Raw genomic sequence first — 25,733 nt, 5'->3', positions numbered from 1 at the left:
AGGGTTTTACAAGAAAGCATAGAAATGAACGGTGATGCCCGGTTAAGGCGCAATCCTGCGCCTTTATTCAGTCGGCAGCTGCAGCCGTTTAATCAACCCTTCCAGCGCGAACTGCGTGCCCTGCTCCATCACCGATTTAGGATCGCCACTGAACTGATGGCACTCGGCGTAGTCCTGGCCATTCGGCAAGACCCAGCCGAACCAGATGGTGCCGGCGGGCGTACCATCTTCCCCACCATCAGGCCCGGCATAGCCGGTGATCGCCAGCCCGACCGGCTCACCGGAACGGGCGCAGGCGCCCTGGGCCATTTCCCGCGCGGTCTGTTCACTGACCGCGGTGTGCTGCTCCAGCGTAGCGGGATGAACACCGAGCAGGCGGATCTTGGCATTTTCGCTGTAGGTCACAAAGCCGCTGGTATAAAAGTTGCCACTGTTCTCTACCGCCGCCAGCGTCATGCTGATCAACCCGGCGGTACAGGATTCGGCAGTGGCCAGATGCAGTCCGGAAGAGAGTAAAAGTTCACCCAGTTGGTTAGCGGTTTGGTCTAAAGATTGCGCCATTATTGTCTCCTTAATAACTCACCCAGAAACACAAGTATGGCGCAAAACTGTCAAGACAGAACCTCGCAACACAATGTTTTAAAAGCGAAACGGTCTAAACCCGCAGCTGAATGTGCGGCTTTCCACCCTCGCCCGGCACCACCTGTAATTCGGCCTGATACCAGCGGGTCAGCGTCGCTTCCGTCATCACCGCCTGCGGCGTACCTTGTGCCACCAGCCTGCCGGCGTGCAGCAGCAGGATGCGATCCGCCCATAACGCCGCCTGATTAAGATCGTGCAGCACCGCGCAGACGCTCAGCTCACCGGTGCGCGTCAGTTGCCGCAGTAATCGCAGCGTCTGCTGCTGCCAGAAGAGATCCAGCGCCGAGGTGGGCTCATCCAGAAACAGCCAGCCGCGCGGCGCGCCATCCTGCCACAGCTGTGCCAGCACCCGTGCCAGCTGTACCCGCTGCTGCTCTCCTCCTGACAGCTGACGATAGTCGCGCTGCGCCAGTGACTGGCAGCCGGTCAGTTGCATCACTTCCGCCACAATTTCCCGGCTGCGCGTCTCCGGCCAGGGCGCACGTCCCATCGCCACTACCGATTCGGCGGATTGTGAAAAGGTCAGCTGGGTTTGCTGCCGCATCACTGCCCGGCGTCGCGCCAGCCGCTCGCGTGACCACTCCGCCAGGGGCTGCGCGTCCAGACGACATTCACCCTGGTCAGGCGACAGGAAGCCGGTCAGCATCCGCAGCAGCGTCGATTTCCCGGCACCGTTGGGGCCAATCAGCGCCACCATCTCACCGGCCGAGAGCGTGACGTCGAGACGATCGATAATGACTTTACCGTCGCGGGATAAACATAATCCCGCCGCCTGTAATTGCTCGCTCATTCGATGCCTCGCTGCTGACGCAGGATTAACCAGAGAAACCACGGACCGCCAATCAGGCTGGTGAGCAGCCCGACCGGCATCTCTGCCGGCACCACCACTGTGCGCGCCAGAGTATCGGCCAGCAGCAGCAGAATCGCGCCCGCCAGCGCCGAACCAGGCAGCAGCCAGCGATGATCGCTGCCAAGGCAAAAACGCATTACGTGCGGTACCACTAAGCCGACAAAGCCGATCACGCCGCTGACCGACACCGCCGTACCGACCAGCAGCGCGCTGAGGATCAGTAACTGATGCTGAGTGCGTTTCACCTCAACGCCCATGTAGTGCGCATCTTCTTCGCCCGCCTGCAGCAGGTTGAGCTGGCGAGACAGTGACTGTAACAGCAGCAGCGCCGGCAAAATCAGCAGCGCGCAGATCAGCAGCGTCGGCCACTGCGCCTGGCTCAGGCTGCCCATTCCCCACAGCGACAGCTGACGCAGTTGCTGATCGTTACTCAGCCACGACAGCACGCCGACCGCCGCACCGCACAGCGCGTTGATGGCGATCCCCACCAGCAGCAGCCGCGACAGATTGCCGCGCGCCAGCCGGCTGAAGCTGAAGATCAGCAACGTCACCAGCAGGCTGCCGATAAAGGCGGCGATCATCGGCAGCCACAGCGCCAGCGACGGCGGCAGAGCCAGCGGGGCAACAATCGCCAGCGCCACGGCCAGACCGGCCCCGCTGCTGATACCGAGCAAACCCGGATCGGCCAGCGGATTACGAAAGACGCCCTGCATCACTGCGCCGGAAACTGCCAGCGCCATGCCGATCAGCACCGCCAGCAGCACGCGCGGCAGGCGAATATTCAGCCAGACCTGCCAGATCAACTCGCTGAACGCTGCCTGCCACAGGCCACGCAGCGACAGCGACATCGCCCCAAAGTTGGCGGCCAGCACCACGAATATCAGCAACATAATGGTCATCAGCGTCAGTATGCGCGGCGCATTACCGTTAATCATGCGTCAGTGATTCCGCGGCCTGACGTAGCCGGACGATCGCCCGCGGCGTATCCAGGCCAAAGCCCAGCAGCGCCATAGTATCGATCACCAGCAGACGATGCTGCTGACCGGCCGGCGTCAACGCCAGTCCGGGTAACTGCCACAGCTGCTGTTCGCCGCCCAGAGTTTTCAGTCCCTCTTCGCCGATGACCACCAGATCCGGCGCGGCAGCGATCACCCCTTCCTGCGACAGCGCCTGATAGTGCGGCACGCTGCCCATCGCGTTCTGCAGTCCGGCGCTGCGGATGGCGCTGTCAGCAGCGGTCTGATTACCCGCCGCCATCGATTTCATGCCGCTGTTGGCCATAATGTAGAGCACCTTCACCGGCAATTTTTGCTGTGGCAACTGGCCGATCTGCTGCGTCATCTGCTGTGCCAGCGCCTGGGCGTCGGTCTGATGGCCGAGCGCCTCGCCGATGGTGATTATTTTTTGCGGAATCGCCTGCAGACTGTTTTCACCACTGACCGTCACCACGCGCACCCCGGCCTGTGCAATCTGTTGCAGCACCAGCGAAGGCTTCGCCAGTTCACTGGCGATCACCAGCGTCGGTTTCAGCGCCAGGATACCTTCGGCATTCAGCTGGCGCAGGTAACCGACATCCGGCAGCCGGGTTGCCAGCGCCGGGCGCAGGCTGGTGCTGTCTCGCGCCACCAGCTGCTGCTGGGCATCCAGCGCATAGATAATCTGCGTGACGTCGCCGCCAATCGATACCACCCGCTCCGTTGCCAGCGACGGCAGCGCCAGCAGCAGTCCTAACAGCGTCAGCCATCTCATGCCACGGCTCCTGCATCACGCAGCGCATCGATCTGCTCGCGCCAGCGCGCCTGCTCCGGCGTGCCTTCGCTGCGCTGTCCGTAGAGCTGAGCGATCTGGGTGCCGTCGGCGGCAAACAGTTCCAGACTGGTGACAAAGCCATCGCCAGCTGGTTTGCGGGTGATCCAGCTTTCGCTGATCTGGTCAGCCATCAGATGCAGGGTGAATTGCGGATTAAAGACGTTGAGCCAGTTATCCATCGGCATTACCTTCTCGATCGCGCCGGTGAAAATCTGGGTACAGCCGCGATTACCGACAAATATCATGATTTCATTGCCCTCCTGCTGCGCCATCTGCAACAGCCGCGCCAGCGCGTCGTTGCGGGTCTGACAGGCCAGATCGTCACCGGCGGCACGAAACGCCTGCTGACGCGACAGGTTGTGACGCTTCAGCAGACTGAAAAACTGATGCACATCGGTCATGGCACGCCATTCACGATCGATAGCCGCTCCATCCACTTTATCGGTCAGCGCAGCGGCGGCGAACGGCTCAACCTGCAGTGGCGTCGCGCCGTCCTCGCGGAAAGCCTCAATCAGCGTCTGCCACGCGGCCCTGTTGGTCCGATCCGTGACATAGATCTTCAGCACCGCATCTCCATGACGATCAAAGATCTGAATGCTGTGCCGTTCGCCCTGTGCGGTTTGCTCCTGCAGGGCAAAGGCACTCCGCCACTGGGCGACAAACAGACGCAGATCCAGCGCTCGCGGGTTCAGTAAAATGCCGGCGTGGTCACCCAGATGCAGGTTTTTGTACTCGCCGATCTGCTCATGTACCGCATAGGCGTTGCGGGTCAGGCTTTTGGTTTCACCAACCGCCTCAAGTGCCTGCAGCAGTGCCGGAAAATCTGGCTTCAGCCGCCAGGCATCCGCCCCGATGCGGGCCTGACACAGCGCCGCTTCACTGATCCCGATCAGTGCCGCAAGGTCACGGGCATACTTTTTCGGTTGTTCGCCTTTCAGGGCGAGGTAGTGCTGGTAAACAGAATCCATGCTTGAGTGCTCCCATTGCGGTGCCCTGCATCAGTGCAGAGCAGCGGTTATCAGAAATCGACGTTAACGCCTAACTGGAAGGTCCGGCCCGGCATCACCGCCAGCGCCTGATTGTTGCGCTCCTGCTGGGTCGCGCTGGTCAGTTCACGGCTGCTGAGGTAATCCCAGTATTTGCGATCGGTAATGTTATACACTCCCCCGCTCAGCCTGACCTGCGGCGTCACCCGCCAGTAAGCGGTCATATCCACCATGCCGTAACCGGGCACCCGCATATAATCAGTGCTGGAATCGGTCAGGCTGCCGCCGCTGTTGGCATAACTGTTACGGTTGGTGGCGGTGGCGCGTTTGCCTTTGACAAAGGTCGCGGTGACGGCCGCGCCATAACCCCGTTCCGCATCATCCCAGCCCAGCCCGACGATAGCTTTCATCGGGGCCACGCTTTCCAGGTCGATATAGCGGTCGCCGAGATAGCTCGACTTCGCCGCACCCTGGGTATAGCCAAAGGCCAGGCTGGCGCTCAGGCCATCCACCTGCGGGAACCAGCTGCCGACGTTCACTTTGCTGCTGATTTCAGCGCCGTAGATATAGGCTTTGTCGCGGTTTTCCGCCTGGTAAGTGGTGTAGATGTTGCTGGGGACATTAACGAACTTACCCGGATTTGCCGCGCGGCTGTAGCGGGTAAAGGCGATAAAGTTTTTGTAGTCGTTATAAAACGCAGCGGCATTCAGGGTGACACCTTCTGTCAGCTGGCCTTTCACGCCCCATTCGTAGTTATTACTGGTCTCGGTTTTTAAATCAGCATTACCGATCAGCGCATACTGTGCCGGACCCGCATAGCTGGAACCGAGGTTCCAGGACCCATACAGCTGGGTATCGTTAGGGAACTGCGCGCCACGGGTATATTGCAGATAGGTCATCAGGCTGGGCGTGAGATCGTACTGGAAGGCGATTGACGGTAGCAGCTGGGTATCGCTGTTGGCCGAACCGTACAGGGCGGAGACTTCACTGGCATCCAGCACACTGCTGTTGGTAGTCAGCGTCCCGACATCACGCGGTTTGGTGTTCTGGTACGCCACCCGAACGCCAGGGATCACTGCCGCGTTATGTCCGTCAGCATCAAAATTAATTTTGTCCTGCAGATAGCCGCCAAGGGTGTAGCTGCGGCTATTGGCCTGTGGCTGCATGATGACACCGGTGACGCCCGGCGCCGGCGTCTGACGGAAAGGCCGCTCGGTCTCTACCCGACGCGCATTCACTCCGCCGCTCAGCTCATGTCGCCCGAGACGTTTGGTTGCCTGTGCGTCAAAACCGTAGCTGTCGCTGTTGTAATCGGAATAGACGTTTTGCCAGGCGGTTGCGCTCGACGGCATCAGCGTATTGTCGTGCGCTTCGGTCTGCTGCCAGTAAATCCGGGTTGTCAGGCTGTCGATAATCTCGTTGTAGGGCGTATATTCATCCGCCAGGCTGATGCCCCAGCGGCGGGTATCGCTCTGCTGCTGCGCGCTGCCCCAGATGGTGTTACCGGCGGTATCCCAGCTGTCGTAACGGCTGTGATTGGTTTTATGGTAGTAGTCGGCGGTCGCGCTGAACCGGTGCAAATCGTTGGGTTGCCAGACCCCGGAGGTCATAAAGGCATCGGAGTGCCAGTTCGCGGGATACGCCTCCAGCGTGTCGCTGTTGTTACGGGTTTGCTGGCCGTCGCGGCGGCTGTAAACAAAGATGCCGCGCAGTTCATCGTCACCGGCGGCGGCGGTGACGCCGTTATGCCAGCTGCGATTGGATGAGTCATAGTCGCTCTGATAGCTGAACGCGGTCGCTTTTCCGGGATGCAGGTAGTCGTCGGGAGACTTATTACGGAAGGAGACATTGCCGCCGAGCGAGGTGTTGGGTTGATCAACCGCCGTCGCGCCCTTTTCAATGTCGATGCGGCCAAACAGATAAGGGTCGATGTAGTCACGGCCAATGCCAAAACTGTCCAGCCCGGCTCGCCCCACATAGCTGCGGCCGGTTGCCTGCGGCAGCGGAATACCATCAACGTCCAGCCCGACGCGGTTACTTTCCAGCCCGCGAATGTTGTAGCCGGTATAGCCCGCCCGATCAAAACCGCTCTTGCCTGCGGACGATCCGCCCTGACTGCCGGTGGCGCTGATCAGCGGTTCATAACGCATAACAGAGCCAAAATCGGTGGCACCACGCTGTAGCAGATCCGCTGCCGACAGGCTGGTTTTGCTGCCAGCCTGTTGCTTCAGCGGTGGTGCCGTAACCGTCATCACCGCATCGGCCTGACTTTGTGTTTTGTCGGAAAGCGCCAGCGGAGCAGCGTCACTGCCTGCGGCATAACTGCAGAGGGGTTGGATGGCAGAGGCGAGGTACGCCAGTTTAAACAGACGCTGTTGCGTCAATCCCTGAAAAAGTGGTGACATGGGCGCGAATTACCTGGTTAATTGTTAGTATTCGCTCACTTACTTGCTGGCATCATCAAACCGGCTTCGCACAAAAGCCGCAAAATAGCAGGAGTTGTTTCTGAGTATTTCTTATCGCCCGGAATTTAATGCAATTAAGAATCATTATCAATCCCATTTACATTAAGATCACTCTTGCGCAGCACAATTTGTTAACTACAATTAACCGGTAATTTATCAACACGTTAAAGGAAAAGAGTTATGGCGCAAAAACCTGTGGTCGTTATCCACTACTGTATGCAGTGCAACTGGCTGATGCGATCGGCGTGGATGGCACAGGAACTCCTGCACACCTTCGCTGAGGATCTGGCGGAAGTGACGCTCAGGCCGGGAACCGGGGGTATTTTTGAGATTACGCTCGACGGGCATCTGCTGTGGGAGCGTAAACGGGATGGAGGTTTTCCAGATGCCACAACGCTAAAACAACGGGTGCGCGACATCTGTTTCCCGGACCGCACGCTGGGTCACATTGATAAGCACAAGCCTGAAGTGAGCTGAGTCGCCGGCTGGCAACCCGCATCAGGGAGAAGGGTCAGCTGTGGGTGATTTTTTCTGCCGCGTCGTGCAGCGCCGCAATCAGCGTCTGCAACGCGGCCTCGGAGATATCCTGCTGTGCCAGACGGGTGTTGAGCGCCATTTTCAGTGTATGGATCGCCTGCTCAACCGCCGGAATGCTGCGGTTATTAACCAGAATCGCCAGTGACGATAAGCGGGCGATCAGGCTGGCGACCCGATCGCCGCTGGACGCCAGCAGCGCCTCACCCGCCGCAGTCAGCCGGTACGCTTTGCGTGTGGCCTGCGCGTCGACCACCTGAATCGCCTCCATCTCTTCCAGCAGCGTCAGATTGGGATAGATAATGCCCGGACTGGGCGAATACTCCCCTTTCGACAACTCCTCCACCGACTTGATCAGTTCATAGCCGTGCGCGGCATTCTGCGCCAGGAAATGGAGCATCAGCAGACGAATATCACTCGCCTCCAGCATTTTTTCCCGACGCTTACGACGGCTGCCACAGCCGCCAGCGCGCGCGGGATGATCATCAGATGGCGCTGCTGAATGGTCTTTCATAACCTGCTCAGGGAGAAGAAATGGAGGTTGATGGTAGACCGCCGCCTGGCAAAATTCAACACGGGCGGCCGCCGGCTTTACTTCTGGTGCCAGTAGGCCACGGCCCGGACGTAGTCGCTGTTCACGCCGCGCTGGGTGGTGAAATAGTCGCTTAGCGCCTTAACAAACTCGCCTTCGCCGGTCAGCCAGATGAAGTAATCTTCCGACGGTATCGCCAGTTGATCCAGCTTCGCCGTCAGCTGGCTGAGCTGCGCCCGTTGCATCTGACCGCTGCCGAGCCAGTTGAGAGTAACGCCAGCCGTATCGGTTAAGTAATCCCGCCCGGTGGTCTCATCTGCATAGGCAAACAGATGCAGCTGTTGGGCGCGGGCATCCTGTTTACGGCGCGCAAAGGCCGGCAGACCGGTTTCGTCACAGACATAGAGCTGGAAAGCGTAGTCGGTCGGTACGATCAGTGAGCCGCGCGGACCGCCGACGATCAGGCTGTCGCCGATTTTCGCCTGTGTCGCCCAGTCGCTGGCAACGCCACTCTGATGAATATAGAAATCGAGCGTCAGCGACGAGACGCCGTCAAAGGCCAGCGGCGTGTAATCACGGGCCGCCGGGCGCAAGCCGTCCGGCCAGACAATGCCATCCTCGGTGATCTGCGGCAGTGCCGGCATCTCACCCGCGCTGGTGGGAAAGAAGACTTTAATGTGATCGTCAAAGCCTGGTGAATTGAAGCCCGCCAGATCGCTGCCGCTGAAGACGATGCGCCAGAAGTTACCGGCAATGTTAGTTTTGCTTGCCACCTGAATATGACGAAAGCGCAGTTCATTACGGACGCGCTGAGGAAGGCGATCAGAGTTAGGATTTGGCACAACATCTCTCCTGAAGCGGGTTAAATGCCCGTCAATCGAGGGCATCAGCATAATCATGGAATCAAAATCATTCTCATCTGAGTGGCTCAGATTAGCTATGATATATCTTGAACACAATGACGAAAAATGCGATCGCAGCGGATTAAGATATATTTTATGTCACTGAAGATCGGCTTCTGCGACACAGGCGGTGAACGCAGCAGTGCAAAGTGAGTCAGCCGCTGGCTGACTGGCGACAACAGTCGCTCAGTAGCCTGCACAGGCCAGAGAGAAGAGGAAAAGATGCAGAAGTGATGGCCAGCCGATCAGCCGATTTTATTGCTGACGCAGGATGTAACAGGAAAGGCATTCGGCCGGGGATGTCGATTGCGCCGCTGAACCGAGGGACGCCCACTTACCGGCCAGAACGGTTACAGCGTGTCGTTAAAGCCGGAGGCGGCAGGATTATTCTGGGTGTGCTGCGGCAACTGGCCGTCGCCCAGAATTTCGTGCTGAGAGATCTGTGAATGCGGGTGCAGGCCAGCCGGTGGCGAGAAGGGTTCTGCCAGTTGAGCCGCAGCCAGCATAGGCAATGCCGAAAGCATTGAGATAAGTAACAACATTGAGCGTCGCATAATTTTCTTCGTTTATCGTTTTTAGCCAGAAATGGCCAGAAATGCAGATGAATGTTTCAGCCCCGCCAGAAAAGTACGTTGAATGGTGCACTACGGGGTTTCGGTGAAGGATTTTACGCCAGACCGGTAACTTATTTTATAAAATCGTGCGGTTTGTCACGGTTTACCGCACAGAATATGCATTTTTCAGGCTGAGGCAGCCGAATCGCGGCTGAAACGGCCGGTGACGCCTCAGGCTGGCGTCACCGGAATCGAAAAAACCCCGCTCAGCCAGTCCGGTTTGCAGAGTGCAAAATCCAGCCGCAGCAGATCTTTACCCTGACGGCGCGCCACGCCCAGCGTCGGCAGGTGCAGATAGTAGATGTCAGCAATAAAGCGCGTCAGCTGCTCAGGTGCGCCGCTCCAGTTAATCCGCGCATAAAGTCCACGCGTTTCACTCCAGCTCTCTGTTTTGCCGTCCAGCATCGCGGCGTGCTGCGGCTCCAGTGCCTGGAACAGGCTGATATTCTGCTGGTCAGCCGAAGAGTGGCCCGGACCATACTGAAAACCGAGCCAGCCATGCCGCACCTGGCCGCCCGCCAGCGCAACCAGCCGTCGCGCCTGTTCCGCCACCCGATGTTCATGATCGGCGATATATTCGCCGAACTGACACTCCCACTCCATCGTCTCACCGCAGAGCGGCAGGTCTTCATCCTGTTCAACCAGCACCGCATGTTCAATCGGCGAGCGCACCGGAATCCGGCCGTGGAAATGTTTCACCGGTAAATGCGGGATACGACGGAACGCGCCAGGCGTCAGCGAGAAATGGCTTTTAAAGACCCGGGTAAAATTCTGCTGGTTGTCAAAACCAAAGCGTACGGCGATATCGATCAGCGGCATACGGGTCAGCCGCAGCGCCATTGCCGCCATCGTCAGGCGTCGTTTACGGGTATAAGCCGCCAGCGTCTGGCCGGTCATCTCTTTGAACATGCGCTGCATGTGCCATTTGGAATAACCCGATTTCAGGGTGATCAGATCAATACTAAGATCGTCGGTCAGATTGGCTTCGATCCACTCTACCAGTGCATTAATGTGCTGTTTTTTAAGGGCCTGACTGAGCATGATGGCGATGTACGACGCGGATTAAAGGGTGATATTTGTCACAAAAGAATAACAAAAAACCGCAACGGCGGTAAGGAAAGGCCGGGCGCAAAGGGTGGCCAGGTGACGATTTCGCATTAATTGCTTAGGTGACTAATTAAAAAAGGCTGACCGAAGTCAGCCCTGCTCTTTACGCAGCGGGTAAGGGAGCCACTAATGGCTGCGCATACCGGCCGCTGTCATCATCATGCGGAATAATGAGGCGACGACACCCAGTGCCAGCACGCTTGCGGCGTAGATGACCACCAGCCACATCACGCGCTTCCACCACGGGGCTTTCGTTTCATTGTGGTTTTTCATGCTGCTGACTTCGGTTTTCATATCAATGATATCCTGCATCTGCTTTGATTTTTCCACGGAACACGTAGTAGCTCCAGAAGGTGTAGCCCAGGATCATCGGAATGATCAGCAGGCTTCCCACCAGCATAAAGGCCTGGCTCTGCGGAGGTGATGCGGCGGCCCAGATGGTCACTGACGGCGGAATAATGTTGGGCCAGATGCTGATACCCAGGCCAGAGAAGCCGAGGAAGATCAGCGCCAGCGTCAGCAGGAACGGCGAGTAGTGCGCCTGACGTTTGATCGCACGCACGATGCCCCACGAACAGAGCAACACCAGCACCGGAACCGGCAGGAACCAGAACAGGTTAGGCTTGCTAAACCAGCGCTGGGCAATATCGTCGTGGGCAAACGGCGTCCACAGGCTGATGATACCGACAATCACCAGCAGCGCGATCACCAGCGGCGTGGCCAGCGCTGACATTTTGCGGTGCAGCTCATCTTCCGTTTTCATGATCAGCCAGGTACAGCCCAGCAGCGCATAGGCCACCACCAGCCCCACGCCGCAGAACAGCGGGAACGGTGCCAGCCAGTCCATTGCGGAACCGGCAAAACGGCGGCCCTCAACCGGAATACCGTCCAGCATTGCGCCAACCGCGACGCCCTGACTGAAGGTAGCCAGGATAGACCCCGCGATGAATGACTTGTCCCAGAATGCGCGGTGACCTTCTACCGCTTTGAAGCGGAACTCAAACGCCACGCCACGGAAAATCAGGCCAATCAGCATCGCCGTCAGCGGAATCGACAGCGCATCGGCAATCACCGAGTAGGCCAGCGGGAACGCGCCATACAGCCCCGCCCCGCCCAGCACCAGCCAGGTTTCATTACCATCCCAGACCGGCGCAACGGTGTTGACCATCATGTCGCGCTCGCCCACATCCTTGTTGAACGGGAACAGCAGGCCGATACCGAGATCGAACCCATCCATTACGATATACATCAGGGTGGCGAAGACGATAATCGCGAACCAGATAATTGAAAAATCGATCATCTTAGTGGTCTCCATCCTTAAAGGTGGCCGCAGAAAGTGGACGTGCCGGGGTTTTCTTCTGACCCGGACCACCCTGCTCAGTGATGTGTCCTTCGCCGGTTTCGGGACCCTGCTTGATCAGACGCATCATATAGTGATAACCCACGCCGAACACCGAGCTGTAGACCAGGATGAAGGCCAGCAGGCTGATACTCATATGGAGATCGCCGTGCGCCGACACCGCATCAATGGTGCGCTGTACGCCATACACCACCCAGGGCTGACGGCCGATCTCCGTGGTGAACCACCCAGCCAGGATCGCTATCAGACCGGACGGCCCCATCAGCAGCGCAAACCACAGGAATGGACGTGACTCATACAGACGCCCTTTGAAACGCAGCCACAGACTGACCACGCCCAGAGTAATCATCAGCAGCCCCATCGCCACCATCACGCGGAACGACCAGAAGATGACCGTTGAATTTGGCCGATCCTCTTTCGGGAATGACTTCAGCGCCGGTACCTGCTTATCCAGGCTGTGGGTCAGGATCAGGCTGCCGAGATAAGGCACTTCCAGCGCGTATTTGGTGCGCTCCTGCTCCATGTCGGGAATACCAAACAGAATCAGCGGCGTGGCTTCGCCTGGCGGGTTTTCCCAGTGTCCTTCAATCGCCGCTATTTTGGCGGGCTGATGCTCCAGGGTGTTGAGACCATGCGCATCGCCGATCATCGCCTGAATCGGCGCGACAATCAGCGCCATCCACAGCGCCATCGAAAACATCTTGCGAATCGCAGGATTATTTTTGCCTTTCAGCAGATGCCAGGCCGCTGATGACCCGACAAAGAAGGCGCTGGCGAGGAAGGCGGCCACCGACATATGGAACAGGCGGTACGGGAACGACGGGTTAAAGACGATTTTGAACCAGTCCTGCGGCACCACGATGCCGTTCTCGATGATGTAGCCCTGCGGCGTATGCATCCAGCTGTTTGACGCGAGGATCCAGAAGGTAGAGATCAGGGTTCCCAGCGCAACCATACAGGTGGCAAAGAAGTGCAGACCGGGCCCGACGCGATTCCAGCCGAACAGCATCACGCCGAGGAAGCCCGCTTCGAGGAAGAAAGCGGTCAGGACTTCATAGGTCAGTAGCGGACCGGTGATACTGCCGGCAAACTCCGAGAAGCCGCTCCAGTTGGTCCCGAACTGATAGGCCATCACCAGTCCCGACACCACGCCCATGCCGAAGTTGACGGCAAAGATTTTCGACCAGAAATGGTAGAGATCACGATAGGTATGATCGCGGGTTTTCAGCCACATCCCTTCGAGCACGGCCAGGAAGCTGGCGAGGCCGATGGTGATGGCGGGAAAGATAATATGGAAGGAAACAGTAAATGCGAACTGAATCCTCGCCAGATGAAAGGCATCTAATCCGAACATTGCTTACCTCTTTGCCACATAGAACACCACATATTTACTTATAATTAACAACTTAAGCCTGAAGCACTCATTTCGTTGCCGTTGAATTAATTCCCGCCGCGAATTTAAAACTATTCGCAGCGAGGAAACAGAAACAATCGGGTTAATGAAAACTATAACAGTCTTTGTTGATTCTGATCATTGTTTTTCATGGGAATTACTTATTTAAAAATAAGGCGCAAAGGTTAATTACAGCGTAGTTATGTGACACGAATGTTATGCTATTGCTGGCTTAAAATTGCCCACTGGCTAAGCCCACCTTTAACCAAAAAAAAGCCCTCAACATGCTGTTTTCCGGTGTTATTATTTTATAAACCCTGTTCCGGGAAAGGTCAAATCTGACTGTAACTCTTCGAAATAGACTTACTTTTTAATGGGTTAGAAACCAAATATTTCTGCCTGCCGCTTTGTTTGCTTTTTTGCCCTGGATTGTCTAATGGCAGGATTATATTTTCAGGCGAAGCCGGTAAAACCGGGCAGTTTAATGCGGATGTAAATGTTAATAAATTGGAGTGATCTCTTACCGATAATTAACAGCCGCCGCGCGTCTGCGGCTTATTCCCTGAAACAACACTGAATAAGCGGCTTAATAAGCAGCAATCACTTATTAACCGGCTGAGCCGCTTATTTTCCTCTGCCGTTACGTTATTACCGTTTTAACCTGTTGCGTCATGCCGGTTGCCTGCCGTCTCCCGCTGTGGTTTGTTAGGGTGGCATTTATCCTCTTATCCGGGTTAAGGAGTCGCTATGGCACGTCTGACCGCACAGGATTTTCCGCAGGAACTGCTGGAGCTTTACGATTACTACGCGCACGGCCGCATCACTAAACGCGAGTTTATTGCCATGGCCGGTAAACTGGCTATTGGCGGCATGACCGGTGCCACGCTGCTCGGTATGCTCAGCCCCAACTATGCCCTGGCGACGCAGGTGGAGTTCACCGATCCCGATATCAAACCAGAATACCTCCACTATCTTTCGCCGGAGGGTCACGGTGAAGTCCGCGGCTATCTGGTAAAACCGACGAAACCTGCAGGCCGGCGTCCGGCGGTGGTGGTGGTACATGAAAACCGCGGTCTCAATCCCTACATTGATGATGTGGCGCGCCGGGTCGCCAAAGCGGGTTATATCGCGCTGGCTCCCGACGGGCTGAGTTCGGTCGGCGGCTATCCTGGTAATGACGAAGAGGGGCGCGCATTACAGGCGAAGGTCGATCCCGTCAGGCTGATGAACGACTTTTTTGCCGCCGTGACATTTTTACGTCATCACCCGGAAGCGAGCGGGAAAGTGGGAATAACGGGCTTTTGTTATGGCGGCGGCGTCGCCAATGCGGCGGCCGTTGCCTTCCCGGAGCTGGACTGCGCGGTCCCCTTCTATGGCCGGCAGCCAAAAGCGGAAGATGTGCCGCGGATAAACGCGCCATTGCTGCTGCACTATGCCGCGCTGGATAACAATATCAACGCGGGCTGGCCAGCTTATGAAGCGGCGCTAAAGCAGTATAACAAGATCTATCAGGCATACCTCTATCCTGGCGTGAATCACGGCTTCCACAATGATTCGACCCCGCGCTACGACCAACCGGCGGCAGAACTGGCGTGGCAAAGAACCCTGGCGTGGTTTGAAAAATATCTTCACTAGCGCAGGCTATTGCAGGCATCTTCGACGGGACGCAGGCAAAGCGCGGCTTCACTGCCGCTCGGGTGTTAAGCCCGATCCGCCGCGCTTTTATCGCGTTGCGCCAGTATCCGGCTCAGATTGACCTCCAGCCAGTCGGCCAGCCCGACCACCTGCTCACCCATTTCACGCCCGAGCGGCGTTAGCGAGTACTCCACATGAGGCGGCACCACCTGATAAGCGATGCGCTGCACGAAACCGTCTTCTTCCAGATGACGCAGGTTCTGCGCCAGCATCCGCTCACTCACGCCGCCTACTACTCGCCGCAACTCGCTGAAGCGCAGCGTCTGGTCCTGCAGCGCCAGCAGAATCAGTACGCTCCAGCGGCTGGTCACCCGTTTAAGTACCTCACGCGAGGGGCAGTTCACATTGAGCAGCTCACCGCGGATAAATCTTTCACTCAGCTTTTCAGACATTTATATCACAACCCTTAAACTAACAAATCTGTAAGTACTTACTAAAAATTAGTTTATCCCGTAGTCTGGATTTCACCAACAGCGAAATAATCGGAGCGATACCATGTTTGCAGTGACAGGTGCCACCGGCCAGCTCGGCCGTTTAGTGATCGACGCATTACTGAAAAAAGTGCCGGCGGGCGATATTGTTGCCGCCGTGCGTACCCCAGCCAAAGCGGCAGACCTTGCTGCACAAGGTGTGGTGGTGCGTCAGGCGGATTACAGCCAGCCGGAGACGCTGGTTGCCGCCTTCGCTGGCGTCGATAAGCTGCTGCTGATTTCCGGCAGTGAAGTGGGTCAGCGCGAAGCCCAGCATAAAGCGGTGATTGAAGCGGCCCGAACGGCTGGCGTTGGTTTTATTGCTTATACCAGCCTGCTGCACGCCGATAGCTCACCGCTGGGGCTGGGCGTAGAACACCGGGCAACCGAAGCGCTGTTGCAGGCTTCCGGCGTGCCATTCGCCCTGCTGCGTAACGGCTGGTACAGTGAAAACTATGCAGCCAGTATCGCCCCGGCGCTGGCGCATCATGCCTTTATCGGTGCCGCAGGCGAAGGACGCATCGCGTCGGCAGCGCGCCAGGATTATGCCGATGCAGCAGCGGAAGTGCTGGTACGTGATAATCAGGCTGGCAAGGTGTATGAACTGGCCGGTGATGACAGCTATACCCTGGCGCAGTTCGCCGCTGAAATTGCCGCTCAGAGCGGCGAAAAGGTGGATTACGTCAATCTGTCGCAGCAGGAATTTGCTGCCGCCCTGAAAAGCGCGGGGCTGCCTGACGGCCTGGCTGAAATGCTGGCAGATTCCGACGCGGGTGCAGAAAAAGGCGGTCTGTTTGATGATTCACATCAGCTCAGCCAGCTGATTGGTCGTCCCACGACGCCTTATCCGGCAGTCATTCGCGCTGCGCTGGCGAAAAGCTGACTGACGATCGCAGAGCGGGCCGCTATCGGCCGCTCTGTTTGCCGTTTCTCACCGGTTCTGTCGTTGCGTATGCCATCTTTTGCACCCTTTTCCCGCCACGCTTATCTTACAAAATGTAAATAAAAGCCGGTTTTCTTCAGGCTAAATTTTTTTCTTTTACCGACTAAGAGATTCATCTGAAATGCGTTTTTTATGAACAACGGCATATTTGGTTGAATTGACTGGAATTTATCCAAAAACGTCGATTAATAGACAATTTTTATTACGTTCATAGATATTCTGCATTGTTGTTCCGCAGCATGAGAGGTCTATAATTTGTCCTTTGTGCAACCCCGACCGCTCAGGAGGCCGCTATTAATACTTATCGCCAGCAACTAAATGCACTTGAAGAGGTTCGTGCCGGGGCGGAAGTTGAGTATCAATACGATCCCCATGAACTGAAACTGGATCGCATGCAGGATTCTGAACCGGAACCGGAGCTGATTGAAGGCTTACCGGCGCCGGATGCGCTCACCCCTGCCGATCGTTATCTGGAACTGTTTGAACATGTCCAGATGTCGCGCATTTTTGAGGATAGCAAAACCTTCCCCGACTGCTCGCCAAAATACGATCCGCTGGATGTGCTGATGCGCTATCGCCGACAGAAACGCAGCAGTGATTTTGACCTGTCGCGTTTTGTCGCCGATCACTTTTATCTGCCTGGCGTAAATGAAAGCTTTTATGTCTCCAATCCGGATAAAACGCTCAACGAGCATATCGACGATCTGTGGCCGGTACTGACCAAAATGCCGCAGCAGCATATGCCGCACTCTTCCCTGCTGCCGCTGCCGAAACCTTATGTGGTGCCGGGCGGGCGCTTTGGCGAGACCTATTACTGGGATTCTTACTTCACCATGCTCGGCCTCGCCGAGTCGGGTCGTGATGATTTGCTGCGTCACATGGCGGATAACTTCGCCTGGCTGATCGATAACTACGGCCATGTGCCTAACGGTAACCGCACCTATTATCTCAGCCGTTCCCAGCCGCCCGTGTTTGCGCTGATGGTTGAGCTGTTTGAAGAAGATGGCGTGCGCGGTGCGAAGCGCTATCAGGAACAGCTGATGAAGGAGTATCAGTTCTGGATGGACGGTGCCGGTTCGCTGATGCCCAATCAGGCTTATCGCCATGTGGTGCGGATGCCGAACGGTTCACTGCTTAACCGTTACTGGGATGACCGGGATACACCGCGTGATGAGTCGTGGATCGAGGATGTGGAAACGGCCCGACAGTCAAAACGTCCGGCCAGCGAAGTTTATCGCGATCTGCGTGCGGGTGCAGCCTCCGGCTGGGACTACTCTTCACGCTGGCTGCGTAACCCGAAACGTCTGTCGAGCATTCGCACCACCCAGTTTATTCCGATCGATCTCAATGCGTTTCTCTACAAACTTGAGCTGATGATCGCCACGCTGTCGCACGCCAAAGGCGAAGAGCTGACCGCACTGGCCTGGCAGAAAAAAGCCGAGGCGCGGAAACGTGCAATTACCCGCTATTTGTGGGACAGCACCGCCGGCGTATTCCGTGACTATGACTGGCGTCGTGAGCGTTTCGGTGCCTTTACGGCGGCGGCGGTGGTTCCGCTGTTTGTTGGTTTAGCCACGCCTCACCAGGCGCATCTGCAGGCCATTGCCCTGCGTCATCTGCTCCTGAGCAACGGCGGTCTGTTGACCTCAATGGTGGAGAGCGGCGAGCAGTGGGATAAACCCAATGGCTGGGCGCCGATGCAGTGGATGGCGATTGTTGGCCTGAATAACTACGGCGAAGAGACGCTGGCGAGCGAAATCGCGGTTAACTGGCTGACCACGGTCAACAATTTCTATCAGCTGCATCACAAGCTGGTGGAAAAATATGACATCAGCGGCGATCGCGCCCGTCCAGGCGGTGGTGGCGAATATCCGTTACAGGATGGCTTCGGCTGGACCAATGGCGTGACGCGCCGTCTGATGACGATGTATGGCCATCTGATGGCGGATTAAGCCGGTTCAGGGGTAACGGACTTTAACCGTTTTACCTGACAGCCAGACACTAAAAAGCCGGTCATCAGACGATGCCCGGCTTTTTTTCGCGTTGACTCTGAATTCTGCGTAACGATTTAACTATTTCTTCGCTTCAACGCCAGGCTGTGCTGCCCGTTGCAGGAACTGCTGTGTTACTTCCGGCAGATGCTGCAGCAGCCACTCCGCCATCGCTACTTCCTGATCGCGGATTTCGGTCAGCACCCGCACGCCCTCAGCATCACCGACCTGCTCAGCCGCCGCAATCAGACTGGTGTAGCTGGCGATCTCGGCATTTTCAAAGACGTAGCCGCTGATCGCGCCTTTCACTACTTCGTCCGAGTTGAACATACCGCCCACCGCCTGGCCGGTCGCCGCCATTTTACCCATAACATCTTTCATCACTGAGTGGTCAATGCCGTGCGTGTCCAGCAGCTGCTCCAGCAGGGTAAGCTGATGTTTGGTCTCATCCAGATGCTGTGCCAGACGCTGTTCCAGCGCCGGATAGTGCTCCAGGCGGCCAGACATTTTGCTTAGCATGCTCTCAGCCTGCTTTTCCATTGCATGCGCATCGCGCAGCCAGTCATGGTAATTTTCGATTGCCGTCATTTGCTACTCCTTAAGATACAGTAATGGATTCCGCTACCGAAGTGAGCTTCTCATCCGTCTGCTTCTCTTCGTTCAGGGTCTGCTCCAGCAGTTTTGCGGCCTGGGTGTAGCCCAGTTTGAGGGCCAGCGCGTGCAGGGTGCCGTAAGTGGCAATTTCATAGTGCTCAACTTTTTGTGCTGCACCAATTAACCCCTGATCACGAACTTCGCCCTTTTCAACCGAATCAATGATCTCCTGCGCTTCTTCAACCAGTCCTTCAAGCGCATGGCATTTCATTCGTTTGATTTTAACCTCTGGCGTGGCTTCCACTAATTCATCCAGCCGCTCGATTTGGCCGCGCGTCTCTTCAAGATGCTGATTAAACGCAGCGACAAGTTTTTCATCGCTGGCAGCGCGCGCCATTTTCGGCAAGGCACGGGTTATCTGTTTCTCAGCGCTGTACACATCAGACAAATCATGGATGAAGAGATCGTTTAGCGTTTTCACTGTCATAAGATAGCCTCATTGATTGAAAAGTTGCGGTAAGAAATAACGCAACGCCAGTCATATCGGTGACACTTAAAAATTCTAGCGGAGATTTTTTATATCGCACGCCGCATCGGTATGAATTTAAGCCGTAAGTGGCATGTAAAATGCATTTTTCTTTTTACAGCAACAAGTTAGGTCTCTAAGGTTTTTTGTTATCACGGCTTCGCTAAACAGATAAAGTTGTACAACTGAAATTAAATTTGTATACATTTTATCTTCTGTAATCAGCCAACAGAAACTAAGCAGCTGGTCAATCTGTACAAAAACTTATTAAACCGTACAAGTTAAAAGCGCTGTAAATAAAAAAACCGGAAAGGGGTTACCTTTCCGGTTTAATCGGTTAATCTGCCACCGCTATTGATAAAGCACTGGCATAATGCTGGCAGTAATTATCTTGCAGGAGAATTAAATAGATTTAACATTGCCCAGCGAACTGATGGTACCTGCTGTTACAGCAGCGTTAAAGACGTTCAGCTCCGGCGGCTTACCTTACCCCCTTTCCGTCCAGCCTCAATGGCGCGCTCGGGATCGTTTTTAAAGTTGCCGCCGCTTTTCTGGCCGCCCTTACGTCCCGCTTCCGCCGCGCGCTCTCTGTCCGCAGCAAAATTTCCCGCTCCACCACGATATTGAGTCATTCTGTGTTCCTCATTGGATTTAATAATAGAAATAGCACAGTTGATGCTTCATCAGTCCGATTCAGCAAATATAAATGTAGCCATAAAAATTCGTCTATCAAGATGGGGAAATAGAAAACCCATCATAATTTTGGTTAATTTATGGCGATTAGCATTACTGGCTGATAAAGCGCCGCAACTAATCTTCGCCACCGCAGAAAAAGGCAAGAGTGATAATCCACGGCCTTCCTCAAACAATGTCGCACTCCTATTAATCGATCATTTTCATAAAAAGTCCAATTGAAAACAATATAAGCGAAGCGGCACGATAACGTCGTCATATGAAACAGTTAGTGAAGATGATCAACAAACGATCAATTTACCTAAGCGAAGCGTAAAGTTTGATTTAAGAAAAATATAATCAGGTAAAAAATAAGCGAAGCGTAACTCTCTTTCAAAACCAGTTAAAAGCTGAGCGGATCGATCAATAAATGATCAAATATCCCATTTTATTCACCAAATATTAAAATAAAATGGCCAGAAAGCCGCATTCAGGCTGTTTGAAATAAGCGAAGCGTGGAAAAAATTATGCGTAACGGCGGACCGTTTTTTTTAAGATTTGTACTAAAAACATCTTTTTGCGGGAACGCGCACTTATTGATGGTGAAAAAAGGGAAAGAGGTGGCGGATTCGGGTCGCCCTGACGTCAGGCCTGCCTGTGCAGATCCGCTGCGGGAGAATCCAGAAAGGACCGGGCAGGATTACGCGAAAAGATTAAGACTCAATGGGGATCAGCGTGAAACGGAGCAAAAGCCACACCGCGCTTACCCCTTTTTTTGATGCGATACATCGCTTCATCCGCGCGTGCCAGGGCGGAATCAAAGTCATCTTTTCTCTGCACCTGGGCAACACCAATCGATGCCCCCACCATTGCATGGCCATTTGCCATATCAAACGGCGTCAGCACCGCATCCAGGCAGCCGTGAACCAGTTTTTCCAGCTGTGGATGTTGTAACGAAAATGGCAGCAGCAGGACAAATTCATCACCGCCAGGGCGACCAATAATCACCTCGGCCGGACAGAGATCAACAAAGCGCTGGCTGAGCTGGATCAGGACGTCATCGCCGCTACGATGGCCCAGCGTGTCGTTAACATGTTTGAAATTATCCAAATCGATAAACGCAACACACAAGGGCCCCTGAGCTTTTAATTCGCGAAAATGATTCTGCAACGCATGGCGATTGGTCAGCATGGTCAGCGGATCGTGCAGCGCCAGCAGAGCGAGCTGCTCCTCATACTGCTTCTCTTTGGTCATGTCGATGTGGGTGCCGGTTACCTTTAACGGACGCCCCTGTTCATCCCATTCGCTGACCCGGCCCCGATCCAGTACCCAGGTTATGCTGCCATCTTTAGCGATCATGCGGTGCAGCGCTTCGTAGTAAGGCGCTTTTCCGGCGATGTGATCGTAAAAGGCCGTCAGCACTTCATCAGCGTCTTCAGGATGGAGGCTCTCTTTCCAGGACTCGAAGTTGGCGTCGGTCTCTTTGGGTTGAAAGCCCAGCATTGCGCCCCAGCGTCGGTTGAAAATCACCAGCTTGCCGCTGGGGATATCGAGTTGCCACAGGAACAGGCCGGTACCGTCCAGCGCTGCGTTGAGCTTGTTACGGGCGTCATGGGCTATACGCTTCAGACGCGCATTATGCTTTTTCAGGTTTTGTATCTGTAGTCGCAGCGCTTCTTCTGACATAGCAGCCATAAGACAGGGTTTAAAGGAGCTTATTGTGCCTGTACGCACAATTCTGTAAAGGGAGGCTTTTAAAACGCGATTAGTCGCGGTGAATTGCAGGCTGGACAGGATATCAGGCGGCCCGGCCCTGGCAATACAGCATAGAGGTGAGCCGGGAAATTAGTTTCGCCGTGAAATCTGTTCAGTCAAGAGCGGCGTGAAAAAGGGTGTGCGAAGGGATTTTCTGCGGCACAAAAGCAAAAACCCGCCAGAGGCGGGTTCTTTAAAGATGGTGCCCGAACCCGGAATCGAACCAGGGACACGGGGATTTTCAATCCCCTGCTCTACCGACTGAGCTATTCGGGCAACGGGGCGCATTAAACCAAAGCGGCCCGACAGCGTCAAACGCTTTTCATCAAAATGAAATCGACTGACGGCTTTTCCATCAACCCCCTGGCCTGTCGCTCCACTGCCGGTAAAAATCGTGCTATCGGTGATTAAATTTCGTTCAGGCCGGCTGCGGAGGCTGAATTGTGGCGTGGTTACGCCGATAAGTGTGACGAGACCAACACTAATAATAAGGATCACCATGTTTTACACCATTACATCAGGCATTGCTTCGCGCCTCAGCGGGCAGAAGCGTACACACTCCGCAGCAACCCTCACCTCCCTTAATGACTCGATCGCCATGATTGAGTTCACTCCCGATGGCACCATTCTCAGCGCCAATGCGCTATTCCTCGACCGTATGGGCTATACGCTGGCAGAGATTGAGGGTCAGCATCACAGCCTGTTCTGTACGCCGGATCAGCTGCAGTCAAATGACTACCGCGACTTCTGGCTACGGCTGAACCGCGGCGAAAGTTTCAGCGATAAGTTTCTGCGTGTGGCAAAAAATAGCCGACCGGTGTGGCTCGAAGCCAACTATGTGCCGGTGCAGGATCGTCATGGACGGGTATTCAAAATCGTGAAGCTGGCGACTGACATCACCAGCCATATCAACGACGCTCAGGAGCAGCGCGCCATGACGAACGCCATTGAGCGCTCGATGGCGGTGATCGCCTTCAACCTGAAAGGCGAAGTGCTCAAAGCCAACGATAACTTCCTGAAGACGATGGGATACCGTGGTGAGGAGATTCAGGGCGTGCACCACAGCCAGTTCTGCTCAGAAGAGATCCGCAACAGCCGCGAATACAGCGAACTCTGGCAGCAGCTGAATCGCGGCGAATTTATCTCAGGTCAGTTTCCACGGGTGAATAAGCAGGGCCGCACCGTCTGGTTACGCGCCACCTACAATCCGGTGTTCGACGAGCAGGGCAAATTATATAAAGTGGTGAAGTTTGCCACCGACGTGACGGCCCAGGTCGCGAAGAACCAGCAGGAGCGCGAAGCGGCTCAGCGGGCCTATCATACCGCCCTGCAAACCAATGAAAGCACCCGCATCGGAGCAGATGTGATCGCCAACAGCGTGCAGACCATGAATGCGCTGGCAGGCGAACTGCAGGGAATTTCGGGTGATATTTCGGGTCTGAGTGAATCGTCTGAGCGTATTGGCTTTATGGTGGACAGCATTCGCCGTATTGCCGATCAGACCAACCTGCTGGCGCTGAATGCGGCCATTGAAGCGGCGCGCGCCGGCACTCACGGCCGCAGCTTTGCGGTGGTCGCCAACGAGGTCAGAACGCTGGCGGCTAACATCAACCGTGCCACGGCCGAAATTGAGAACCGGGTGCAGCAAAATCATCTGCTGGCGAATAAGGCGCTGAAGGGGATTGAATCGAACCTGAAGCGTGCCGACCACGGGGTGCAACTGGCGCAGGAAGCGGGCGGCGTGATTGCTGAAATTCGTGAAGGCGCAACGGATGTGGTGCGGGCGATCAGCCACGTAACGGAGACGCTAAAAGCCTGAAATCCATAGGGGCCGCGGCCCCTTTTTTCCCCTGCACGGCTATTTCTTTTCTGCCGCCACCGGCGCATCTGACGCTTCCGCTGCGGGCGGAATAAAGATGTGATCCAGAATGGCACGCATCACCGGTGCCGCCGTAACCCCTTCCCCACCGCCATTCTCCAGAATCAGCGTCACCGCCACTTTAGGTGCGTCGAACGGCGCAAACGCGGTATAGAAAATATGGTCGCGCAGCCGGACCGGGATCATTTTGGCGTTATAGGTCTGATTCTGTCGCAAACCAAACACCTGCGACGTACCACTTTTCGCTGCGATGCCATAAGGTGCGGTATGAAAATATTTGTAGCCGGTGCCGTTAGGCGCATTCGCCATGCCAAACATGGCGTGGCGCACCAGCGACCAGTAAGGAGAGTGCGGATCGCCAATCTGCGCGGCCGGCTGTTTCGGTTGATAGTGCTCAATCAGCGTACCGCGCTGGGCTTTCTCCAGCAGATGCGGCGCAATCACCCGGCCATTATTAATCAGCGCCACCATCGCTTTTTCCATCTGAATCGGCGTCGCAATCCAGTAGCCCTGACCAATGCCGACGGAAATGGTATCGCCCTGATACCAGGTTTTTTTATGTACCTTTTGCTTCCACTCGCGGCTCGGCAGTAAGCCGTTGTACTCCTCATTCAGATCGATGCCGGTCGATTTGCCGTAACCAAACTGGCTCAGCATGGTGTGGATACGGTCGATGCCCATCATAAAGGCCACCTGATAGAAGAAGGTGTCGGCAGACTCCTCAATCGCCCGGGTGACATCCAGCATACCGTGACCGGTTTTTTTCCAGTCGCGGTAGCGGCGATCGGTGCCAGGCAGCGTCCAGGTGGGCGCGCCAAAGAACTGCGACTGCGGCGTAATCACATGGGTCAGCAGCGCTGACATCGCCATGTAGGGCTTCACCGTCGAGGCCGGAGGATAGAGGCCCTGGGTCACGCGGTTGATCAGCGGCAGATCCTTATCCTGCAGCAGGGATTTGTAAGCCTGATAGCTGATGCCTTTCACAAACGGATTGGGATCGTAGCTGGGACTGGAGACCATCGCCAGCACCGAGCCGTCGCGCGGGTCCTCAATCAGCAGCGCCGCACGCTGGCCTGCCAGCAGACTTTCGGCGTACTGTTGCAGATGCAGATCCAGCGTCAGGGTAAGGTTTTTGCCCGCGACCGGCGGCACCTCTTTCAGCACCCGCACGATACGACCGTGGTTATCCACCTCCACTTCCTGATAACCCGGCTTGCCGTGCAGCATCGTCTCGTAATAGCCTTCAATGCCCTGTTTACCGATATTGTGGTCAGCAGCATAGTTCTCGGCGATGCCCGCCGCGTTCAGCCGTTTGTAGTCGTTATCGTTGATTTTCGACACATAACCGAGCACGTGCGCCAGATCGGCGCCGTAGGGATATTGCCGATCCTGGTAAATTTCAATGCTGGCACCGGTAAACCGAAACTGGTTAACCGCGAAGCGCGCTACCTGCTCCTCGCTCAGCTCCTCTTTCAGCACCACCGGCTTGTAGCGGCTGGTCTGTTTTAACGCGTGCCGGAAGGTTTCAATCTCGTCGGGCGTCAGGTTGAGGATCGGCGTCAGCGCCTGCAGCGTGGCCTGCATATCCGCGATTTTATAGGGCGTCAGCGTAATGGCGTACCAGCTGACGTTGCGCACCAGAGGAATACCATTACGGTCATAAATCAGCCCGCGCGTCGGGGCGATGGGGATCATTTTGATGTCGTTCTGGTTGGATCGGGTCTGATAGTAGCTGTGGTCGCGCACCTGCAGGCGATACAGGTTCACAGCAAGAATGGTGAAGCAGAGACAGACCAGAGCAAAAGAGACCGTCGCGCGACGGGCAAACAGTTTCTCTTCAGCGTCGAAATTACGAAAATTCATCAGGCAGCATTATCAGGCGGTTATTTATTATTTGTTGTTCCGCCCCATGATAAAGCGCGAACGCAGGCGTACCAGCGCGAAGATGCACAAGCCTGGCGAAAAGTGTGTCATTTGATGTGAATGTTACAGGATGGGAAAGGCAGAAAGATCG

At 55.7% G+C, this 25,733-nt stretch carries 24 protein-coding genes and 1 tRNA gene; 5 read left to right on the top strand and 20 right to left on the bottom strand.

Annotation, left to right across the window (positions count from 1 at the left end):
• Positions 1–63: 63 nt before the first annotated feature.
• The 6 genes from LZU96_RS03985 to LZU96_RS03960 form a co-directional block, all read right to left on the bottom strand.
• A complete protein-coding gene (locus LZU96_RS03985) occupies positions 64–561 on the bottom strand; it encodes a CinA family protein (RefSeq protein ID WP_233987156.1) in 498 nt (165 codons plus the stop codon).
• Between the two features lie 94 nt (positions 562–655).
• The gene (locus LZU96_RS03980) at positions 656–1,432 is read right to left on the bottom strand and encodes a heme ABC transporter ATP-binding protein (protein ID WP_233987155.1); all 777 of its coding nucleotides are present in this window, start codon (positions 1,430–1,432) and stop codon (positions 656–658) included.
• Positions 1,429–2,427, bottom strand: a complete 999-nt coding sequence (locus LZU96_RS03975; protein WP_233987154.1) for a FecCD family ABC transporter permease — start codon at positions 2,425–2,427, stop codon at positions 1,429–1,431. The genes LZU96_RS03980 and LZU96_RS03975 overlap by 4 nt, the downstream gene beginning before the upstream one ends.
• Positions 2,420–3,241, bottom strand: coding sequence for a heme/hemin ABC transporter substrate-binding protein (locus LZU96_RS03970; protein WP_233987153.1), 822 nt, complete (start codon positions 3,239–3,241; stop codon positions 2,420–2,422). The genes LZU96_RS03975 and LZU96_RS03970 overlap by 8 nt, the downstream gene beginning before the upstream one ends.
• Entirely contained in the window at positions 3,238–4,269 is a 1,032-nt protein-coding gene (locus LZU96_RS03965) for a hemin-degrading factor (protein WP_233987152.1), read from the bottom strand. Before LZU96_RS03965 ends, LZU96_RS03970 begins: the two co-directional genes overlap by 4 nt.
• A 50-nt stretch (positions 4,270–4,319) precedes the next feature.
• Positions 4,320–6,692: a TonB-dependent receptor domain-containing protein gene (locus tag LZU96_RS03960; protein WP_233987151.1), complete on the bottom strand. Its 2,373-nt coding sequence runs from the start codon at positions 6,690–6,692 to the stop codon at positions 4,320–4,322.
• Between the two features lie 240 nt (positions 6,693–6,932).
• On the opposite strand from LZU96_RS03960, the gene LZU96_RS03955 reads away from it, so the two are divergent.
• A complete protein-coding gene (locus LZU96_RS03955) occupies positions 6,933–7,229 on the top strand; it encodes a SelT/SelW/SelH family protein (RefSeq protein ID WP_233987150.1) in 297 nt (98 codons plus the stop codon).
• A gap of 34 nt (positions 7,230–7,263) precedes the next feature.
• On the opposite strand, the gene LZU96_RS03950 is transcribed toward LZU96_RS03955, so the two are convergent.
• The 7 genes from LZU96_RS03950 to LZU96_RS03920 all read right to left on the bottom strand — a co-directional run bounded on the left by LZU96_RS03950 (position 7,264) and on the right by LZU96_RS03920 (position 13,155).
• Positions 7,264–7,800 (bottom strand): PadR family transcriptional regulator, encoded by a 537-nt coding sequence (locus tag LZU96_RS03950; protein WP_233987149.1) that lies wholly within the window; start codon positions 7,798–7,800, stop codon positions 7,264–7,266.
• Positions 7,801–7,877: 77 nt separating this feature from the next.
• Entirely contained in the window at positions 7,878–8,705 is an 828-nt protein-coding gene (locus LZU96_RS03945) for a siderophore-interacting protein (RefSeq protein ID WP_233987148.1), read from the bottom strand.
• A 365-nt stretch (positions 8,706–9,070) separates the two neighbouring features.
• The gene (locus tag LZU96_RS03940) at positions 9,071–9,226 is read right to left on the bottom strand and encodes a hypothetical protein (RefSeq protein ID WP_233987147.1); all 156 of its coding nucleotides are present in this window, start codon (positions 9,224–9,226) and stop codon (positions 9,071–9,073) included.
• A 279-nt stretch (positions 9,227–9,505) separates the two neighbouring features.
• On the bottom strand, positions 9,506–10,375 hold the full coding sequence (locus LZU96_RS03935) for a helix-turn-helix domain-containing protein (RefSeq protein ID WP_233987146.1): 870 nt from the start codon (positions 10,373–10,375) through the stop codon (positions 9,506–9,508).
• Positions 10,376–10,567: 192 nt separating this feature from the next.
• Positions 10,568–10,735, bottom strand: a complete 168-nt coding sequence (locus LZU96_RS03930; RefSeq protein WP_094121920.1) for a DUF2474 domain-containing protein — start codon at positions 10,733–10,735, stop codon at positions 10,568–10,570.
• Between the two features lies 1 nt (position 10,736).
• Entirely contained in the window at positions 10,737–11,741 is a 1,005-nt protein-coding gene (gene cydB / locus LZU96_RS03925) for a cytochrome d ubiquinol oxidase subunit II (protein WP_094121919.1), read from the bottom strand.
• Between the two features lies 1 nt (position 11,742).
• The gene (locus LZU96_RS03920; protein WP_233987145.1) at positions 11,743–13,155 is read right to left on the bottom strand and encodes a cytochrome ubiquinol oxidase subunit I; all 1,413 of its coding nucleotides are present in this window, start codon (positions 13,153–13,155) and stop codon (positions 11,743–11,745) included.
• A 786-nt stretch (positions 13,156–13,941) separates the two neighbouring features.
• Here LZU96_RS03920 and yghX point away from each other — a divergent pair.
• The gene (gene yghX / locus LZU96_RS03915) at positions 13,942–14,829 is read left to right on the top strand and encodes a YghX family hydrolase (protein WP_233987144.1); all 888 of its coding nucleotides are present in this window, start codon (positions 13,942–13,944) and stop codon (positions 14,827–14,829) included.
• 65 nt (positions 14,830–14,894) lie between these two features.
• Here the strand turns inward: yghX and LZU96_RS03910 are convergent, their stop codons facing one another.
• Positions 14,895–15,281 carry a winged helix-turn-helix transcriptional regulator gene (locus LZU96_RS03910; protein ID WP_233987143.1) on the bottom strand — a complete coding sequence of 129 codons (387 nt, stop codon included), beginning with the start codon at positions 15,279–15,281 and terminating at the stop codon, positions 14,895–14,897.
• A 103-nt stretch (positions 15,282–15,384) separates the two neighbouring features.
• Between LZU96_RS03910 and LZU96_RS03905 the strand changes: the two genes are divergently transcribed.
• Together LZU96_RS03905 and LZU96_RS03900 are read left to right on the top strand one after the other, a co-directional pair.
• The gene (locus LZU96_RS03905; RefSeq protein WP_233987142.1) at positions 15,385–16,242 is read left to right on the top strand and encodes an SDR family oxidoreductase; all 858 of its coding nucleotides are present in this window, start codon (positions 15,385–15,387) and stop codon (positions 16,240–16,242) included.
• A 353-nt stretch (positions 16,243–16,595) separates the two neighbouring features.
• Entirely contained in the window at positions 16,596–18,254 is a 1,659-nt protein-coding gene (locus LZU96_RS03900) for an alpha,alpha-trehalase (RefSeq protein ID WP_233988126.1), read from the top strand.
• Between the two features lie 120 nt (positions 18,255–18,374).
• Here the strand turns inward: LZU96_RS03900 and LZU96_RS03895 are convergent, their stop codons facing one another.
• The 5 genes from LZU96_RS03895 to LZU96_RS03875 form a co-directional block, all read right to left on the bottom strand.
• Positions 18,375–18,881: a ferritin-like domain-containing protein gene (locus tag LZU96_RS03895; protein ID WP_233987141.1), complete on the bottom strand. Its 507-nt coding sequence runs from the start codon at positions 18,879–18,881 to the stop codon at positions 18,375–18,377.
• A 10-nt stretch (positions 18,882–18,891) separates the two neighbouring features.
• On the bottom strand, positions 18,892–19,374 hold the full coding sequence (locus LZU96_RS03890; RefSeq protein ID WP_233987140.1) for a ferritin-like domain-containing protein: 483 nt from the start codon (positions 19,372–19,374) through the stop codon (positions 18,892–18,894).
• A 506-nt stretch (positions 19,375–19,880) separates the two neighbouring features.
• On the bottom strand, positions 19,881–20,045 hold the full coding sequence (locus tag LZU96_RS03885; RefSeq protein WP_031377082.1) for a general stress protein: 165 nt from the start codon (positions 20,043–20,045) through the stop codon (positions 19,881–19,883).
• A 760-nt stretch (positions 20,046–20,805) separates the two neighbouring features.
• Positions 20,806–21,771, bottom strand: a complete 966-nt coding sequence (locus tag LZU96_RS03880; protein ID WP_233987139.1) for a sensor domain-containing diguanylate cyclase — start codon at positions 21,769–21,771, stop codon at positions 20,806–20,808.
• A gap of 269 nt (positions 21,772–22,040) precedes the next feature.
• A tRNA-Phe gene (locus LZU96_RS03875) sits at positions 22,041–22,116 on the bottom strand.
• A 223-nt stretch (positions 22,117–22,339) separates the two neighbouring features.
• On the opposite strand from LZU96_RS03875, the gene LZU96_RS03870 reads away from it, so the two are divergent.
• Positions 22,340–23,659 (top strand): methyl-accepting chemotaxis protein, encoded by a 1,320-nt coding sequence (locus LZU96_RS03870; RefSeq protein WP_233987138.1) that lies wholly within the window; start codon positions 22,340–22,342, stop codon positions 23,657–23,659.
• Between the two features lie 39 nt (positions 23,660–23,698).
• On the opposite strand, the gene mrdA is transcribed toward LZU96_RS03870, so the two are convergent.
• Positions 23,699–25,582 (bottom strand): penicillin-binding protein 2, encoded by a 1,884-nt coding sequence (mrdA, locus tag LZU96_RS03865; RefSeq protein ID WP_233987137.1) that lies wholly within the window; start codon positions 25,580–25,582, stop codon positions 23,699–23,701.
• Between the last annotated feature and the right edge of the window lie 151 nt (positions 25,583–25,733).

It is taken from the genome of Pantoea agglomerans (genome assembly GCF_021397715.1).
In the GTDB taxonomy this organism is placed as follows: Bacteria; Pseudomonadota; Gammaproteobacteria; order Enterobacterales; family Enterobacteriaceae; genus Pantoea; species Pantoea astica.
The sequence above is the reverse complement of the archived record's forward strand: the minus strand, read 5'-3'. Positions and strand labels throughout refer to the sequence as shown.

What these genes read in the sequence shown, in the direction of transcription:
- LZU96_RS03985 (WP_233987156.1), bottom strand. Translation starts at nt 561, where the DNA reads ATGGCGCAATCTTTAGACCAAACCGCTAACCAACTGGGTGAACTTTTA.
- LZU96_RS03980 (WP_233987155.1), bottom strand. Translation starts at nt 1,432, where the DNA reads ATGAGCGAGCAATTACAGGCGGCGGGATTATGTTTATCCCGCGACGGT.
- LZU96_RS03975 (WP_233987154.1), bottom strand. Translation starts at nt 2,427, where the DNA reads ATGATTAACGGTAATGCGCCGCGCATACTGACGCTGATGACCATTATG.
- LZU96_RS03970 (WP_233987153.1), bottom strand. Translation starts at nt 3,241, where the DNA reads ATGAGATGGCTGACGCTGTTAGGACTGCTGCTGGCGCTGCCGTCGCTG.
- LZU96_RS03965 (WP_233987152.1), bottom strand. Translation starts at nt 4,269, where the DNA reads ATGGATTCTGTTTACCAGCACTACCTCGCCCTGAAAGGCGAACAACCG.
- LZU96_RS03960 (WP_233987151.1), bottom strand. Translation starts at nt 6,692, where the DNA reads ATGTCACCACTTTTTCAGGGATTGACGCAACAGCGTCTGTTTAAACTG.
- LZU96_RS03955 (WP_233987150.1), top strand. Translation starts at nt 6,933, where the DNA reads ATGGCGCAAAAACCTGTGGTCGTTATCCACTACTGTATGCAGTGCAAC.
- LZU96_RS03950 (WP_233987149.1), bottom strand. Translation starts at nt 7,800, where the DNA reads ATGAAAGACCATTCAGCAGCGCCATCTGATGATCATCCCGCGCGCGCT.
- LZU96_RS03945 (WP_233987148.1), bottom strand. Translation starts at nt 8,705, where the DNA reads ATGCCCTCGATTGACGGGCATTTAACCCGCTTCAGGAGAGATGTTGTG.
- LZU96_RS03940 (WP_233987147.1), bottom strand. Translation starts at nt 9,226, where the DNA reads ATGCTGGCTGCGGCTCAACTGGCAGAACCCTTCTCGCCACCGGCTGGC.
- LZU96_RS03935 (WP_233987146.1), bottom strand. Translation starts at nt 10,375, where the DNA reads ATGCTCAGTCAGGCCCTTAAAAAACAGCACATTAATGCACTGGTAGAG.
- LZU96_RS03930 (WP_094121920.1), bottom strand. Translation starts at nt 10,735, where the DNA reads ATGAAAACCGAAGTCAGCAGCATGAAAAACCACAATGAAACGAAAGCC.
- cydB (WP_094121919.1), bottom strand. Translation starts at nt 11,741, where the DNA reads ATGATCGATTTTTCAATTATCTGGTTCGCGATTATCGTCTTCGCCACC.
- LZU96_RS03920 (WP_233987145.1), bottom strand. Translation starts at nt 13,155, where the DNA reads ATGTTCGGATTAGATGCCTTTCATCTGGCGAGGATTCAGTTCGCATTT.
- yghX (WP_233987144.1), top strand. Translation starts at nt 13,942, where the DNA reads ATGGCACGTCTGACCGCACAGGATTTTCCGCAGGAACTGCTGGAGCTT.
- LZU96_RS03910 (WP_233987143.1), bottom strand. Translation starts at nt 15,281, where the DNA reads ATGTCTGAAAAGCTGAGTGAAAGATTTATCCGCGGTGAGCTGCTCAAT.
- LZU96_RS03905 (WP_233987142.1), top strand. Translation starts at nt 15,385, where the DNA reads ATGTTTGCAGTGACAGGTGCCACCGGCCAGCTCGGCCGTTTAGTGATC.
- LZU96_RS03895 (WP_233987141.1), bottom strand. Translation starts at nt 18,881, where the DNA reads ATGACGGCAATCGAAAATTACCATGACTGGCTGCGCGATGCGCATGCA.
- LZU96_RS03890 (WP_233987140.1), bottom strand. Translation starts at nt 19,374, where the DNA reads ATGACAGTGAAAACGCTAAACGATCTCTTCATCCATGATTTGTCTGAT.
- LZU96_RS03885 (WP_031377082.1), bottom strand. Translation starts at nt 20,045, where the DNA reads ATGACTCAATATCGTGGTGGAGCGGGAAATTTTGCTGCGGACAGAGAG.
- LZU96_RS03880 (WP_233987139.1), bottom strand. Translation starts at nt 21,771, where the DNA reads ATGTCAGAAGAAGCGCTGCGACTACAGATACAAAACCTGAAAAAGCAT.
- LZU96_RS03870 (WP_233987138.1), top strand. Translation starts at nt 22,340, where the DNA reads ATGTTTTACACCATTACATCAGGCATTGCTTCGCGCCTCAGCGGGCAG.
- mrdA (WP_233987137.1), bottom strand. Translation starts at nt 25,582, where the DNA reads ATGAATTTTCGTAATTTCGACGCTGAAGAGAAACTGTTTGCCCGTCGC.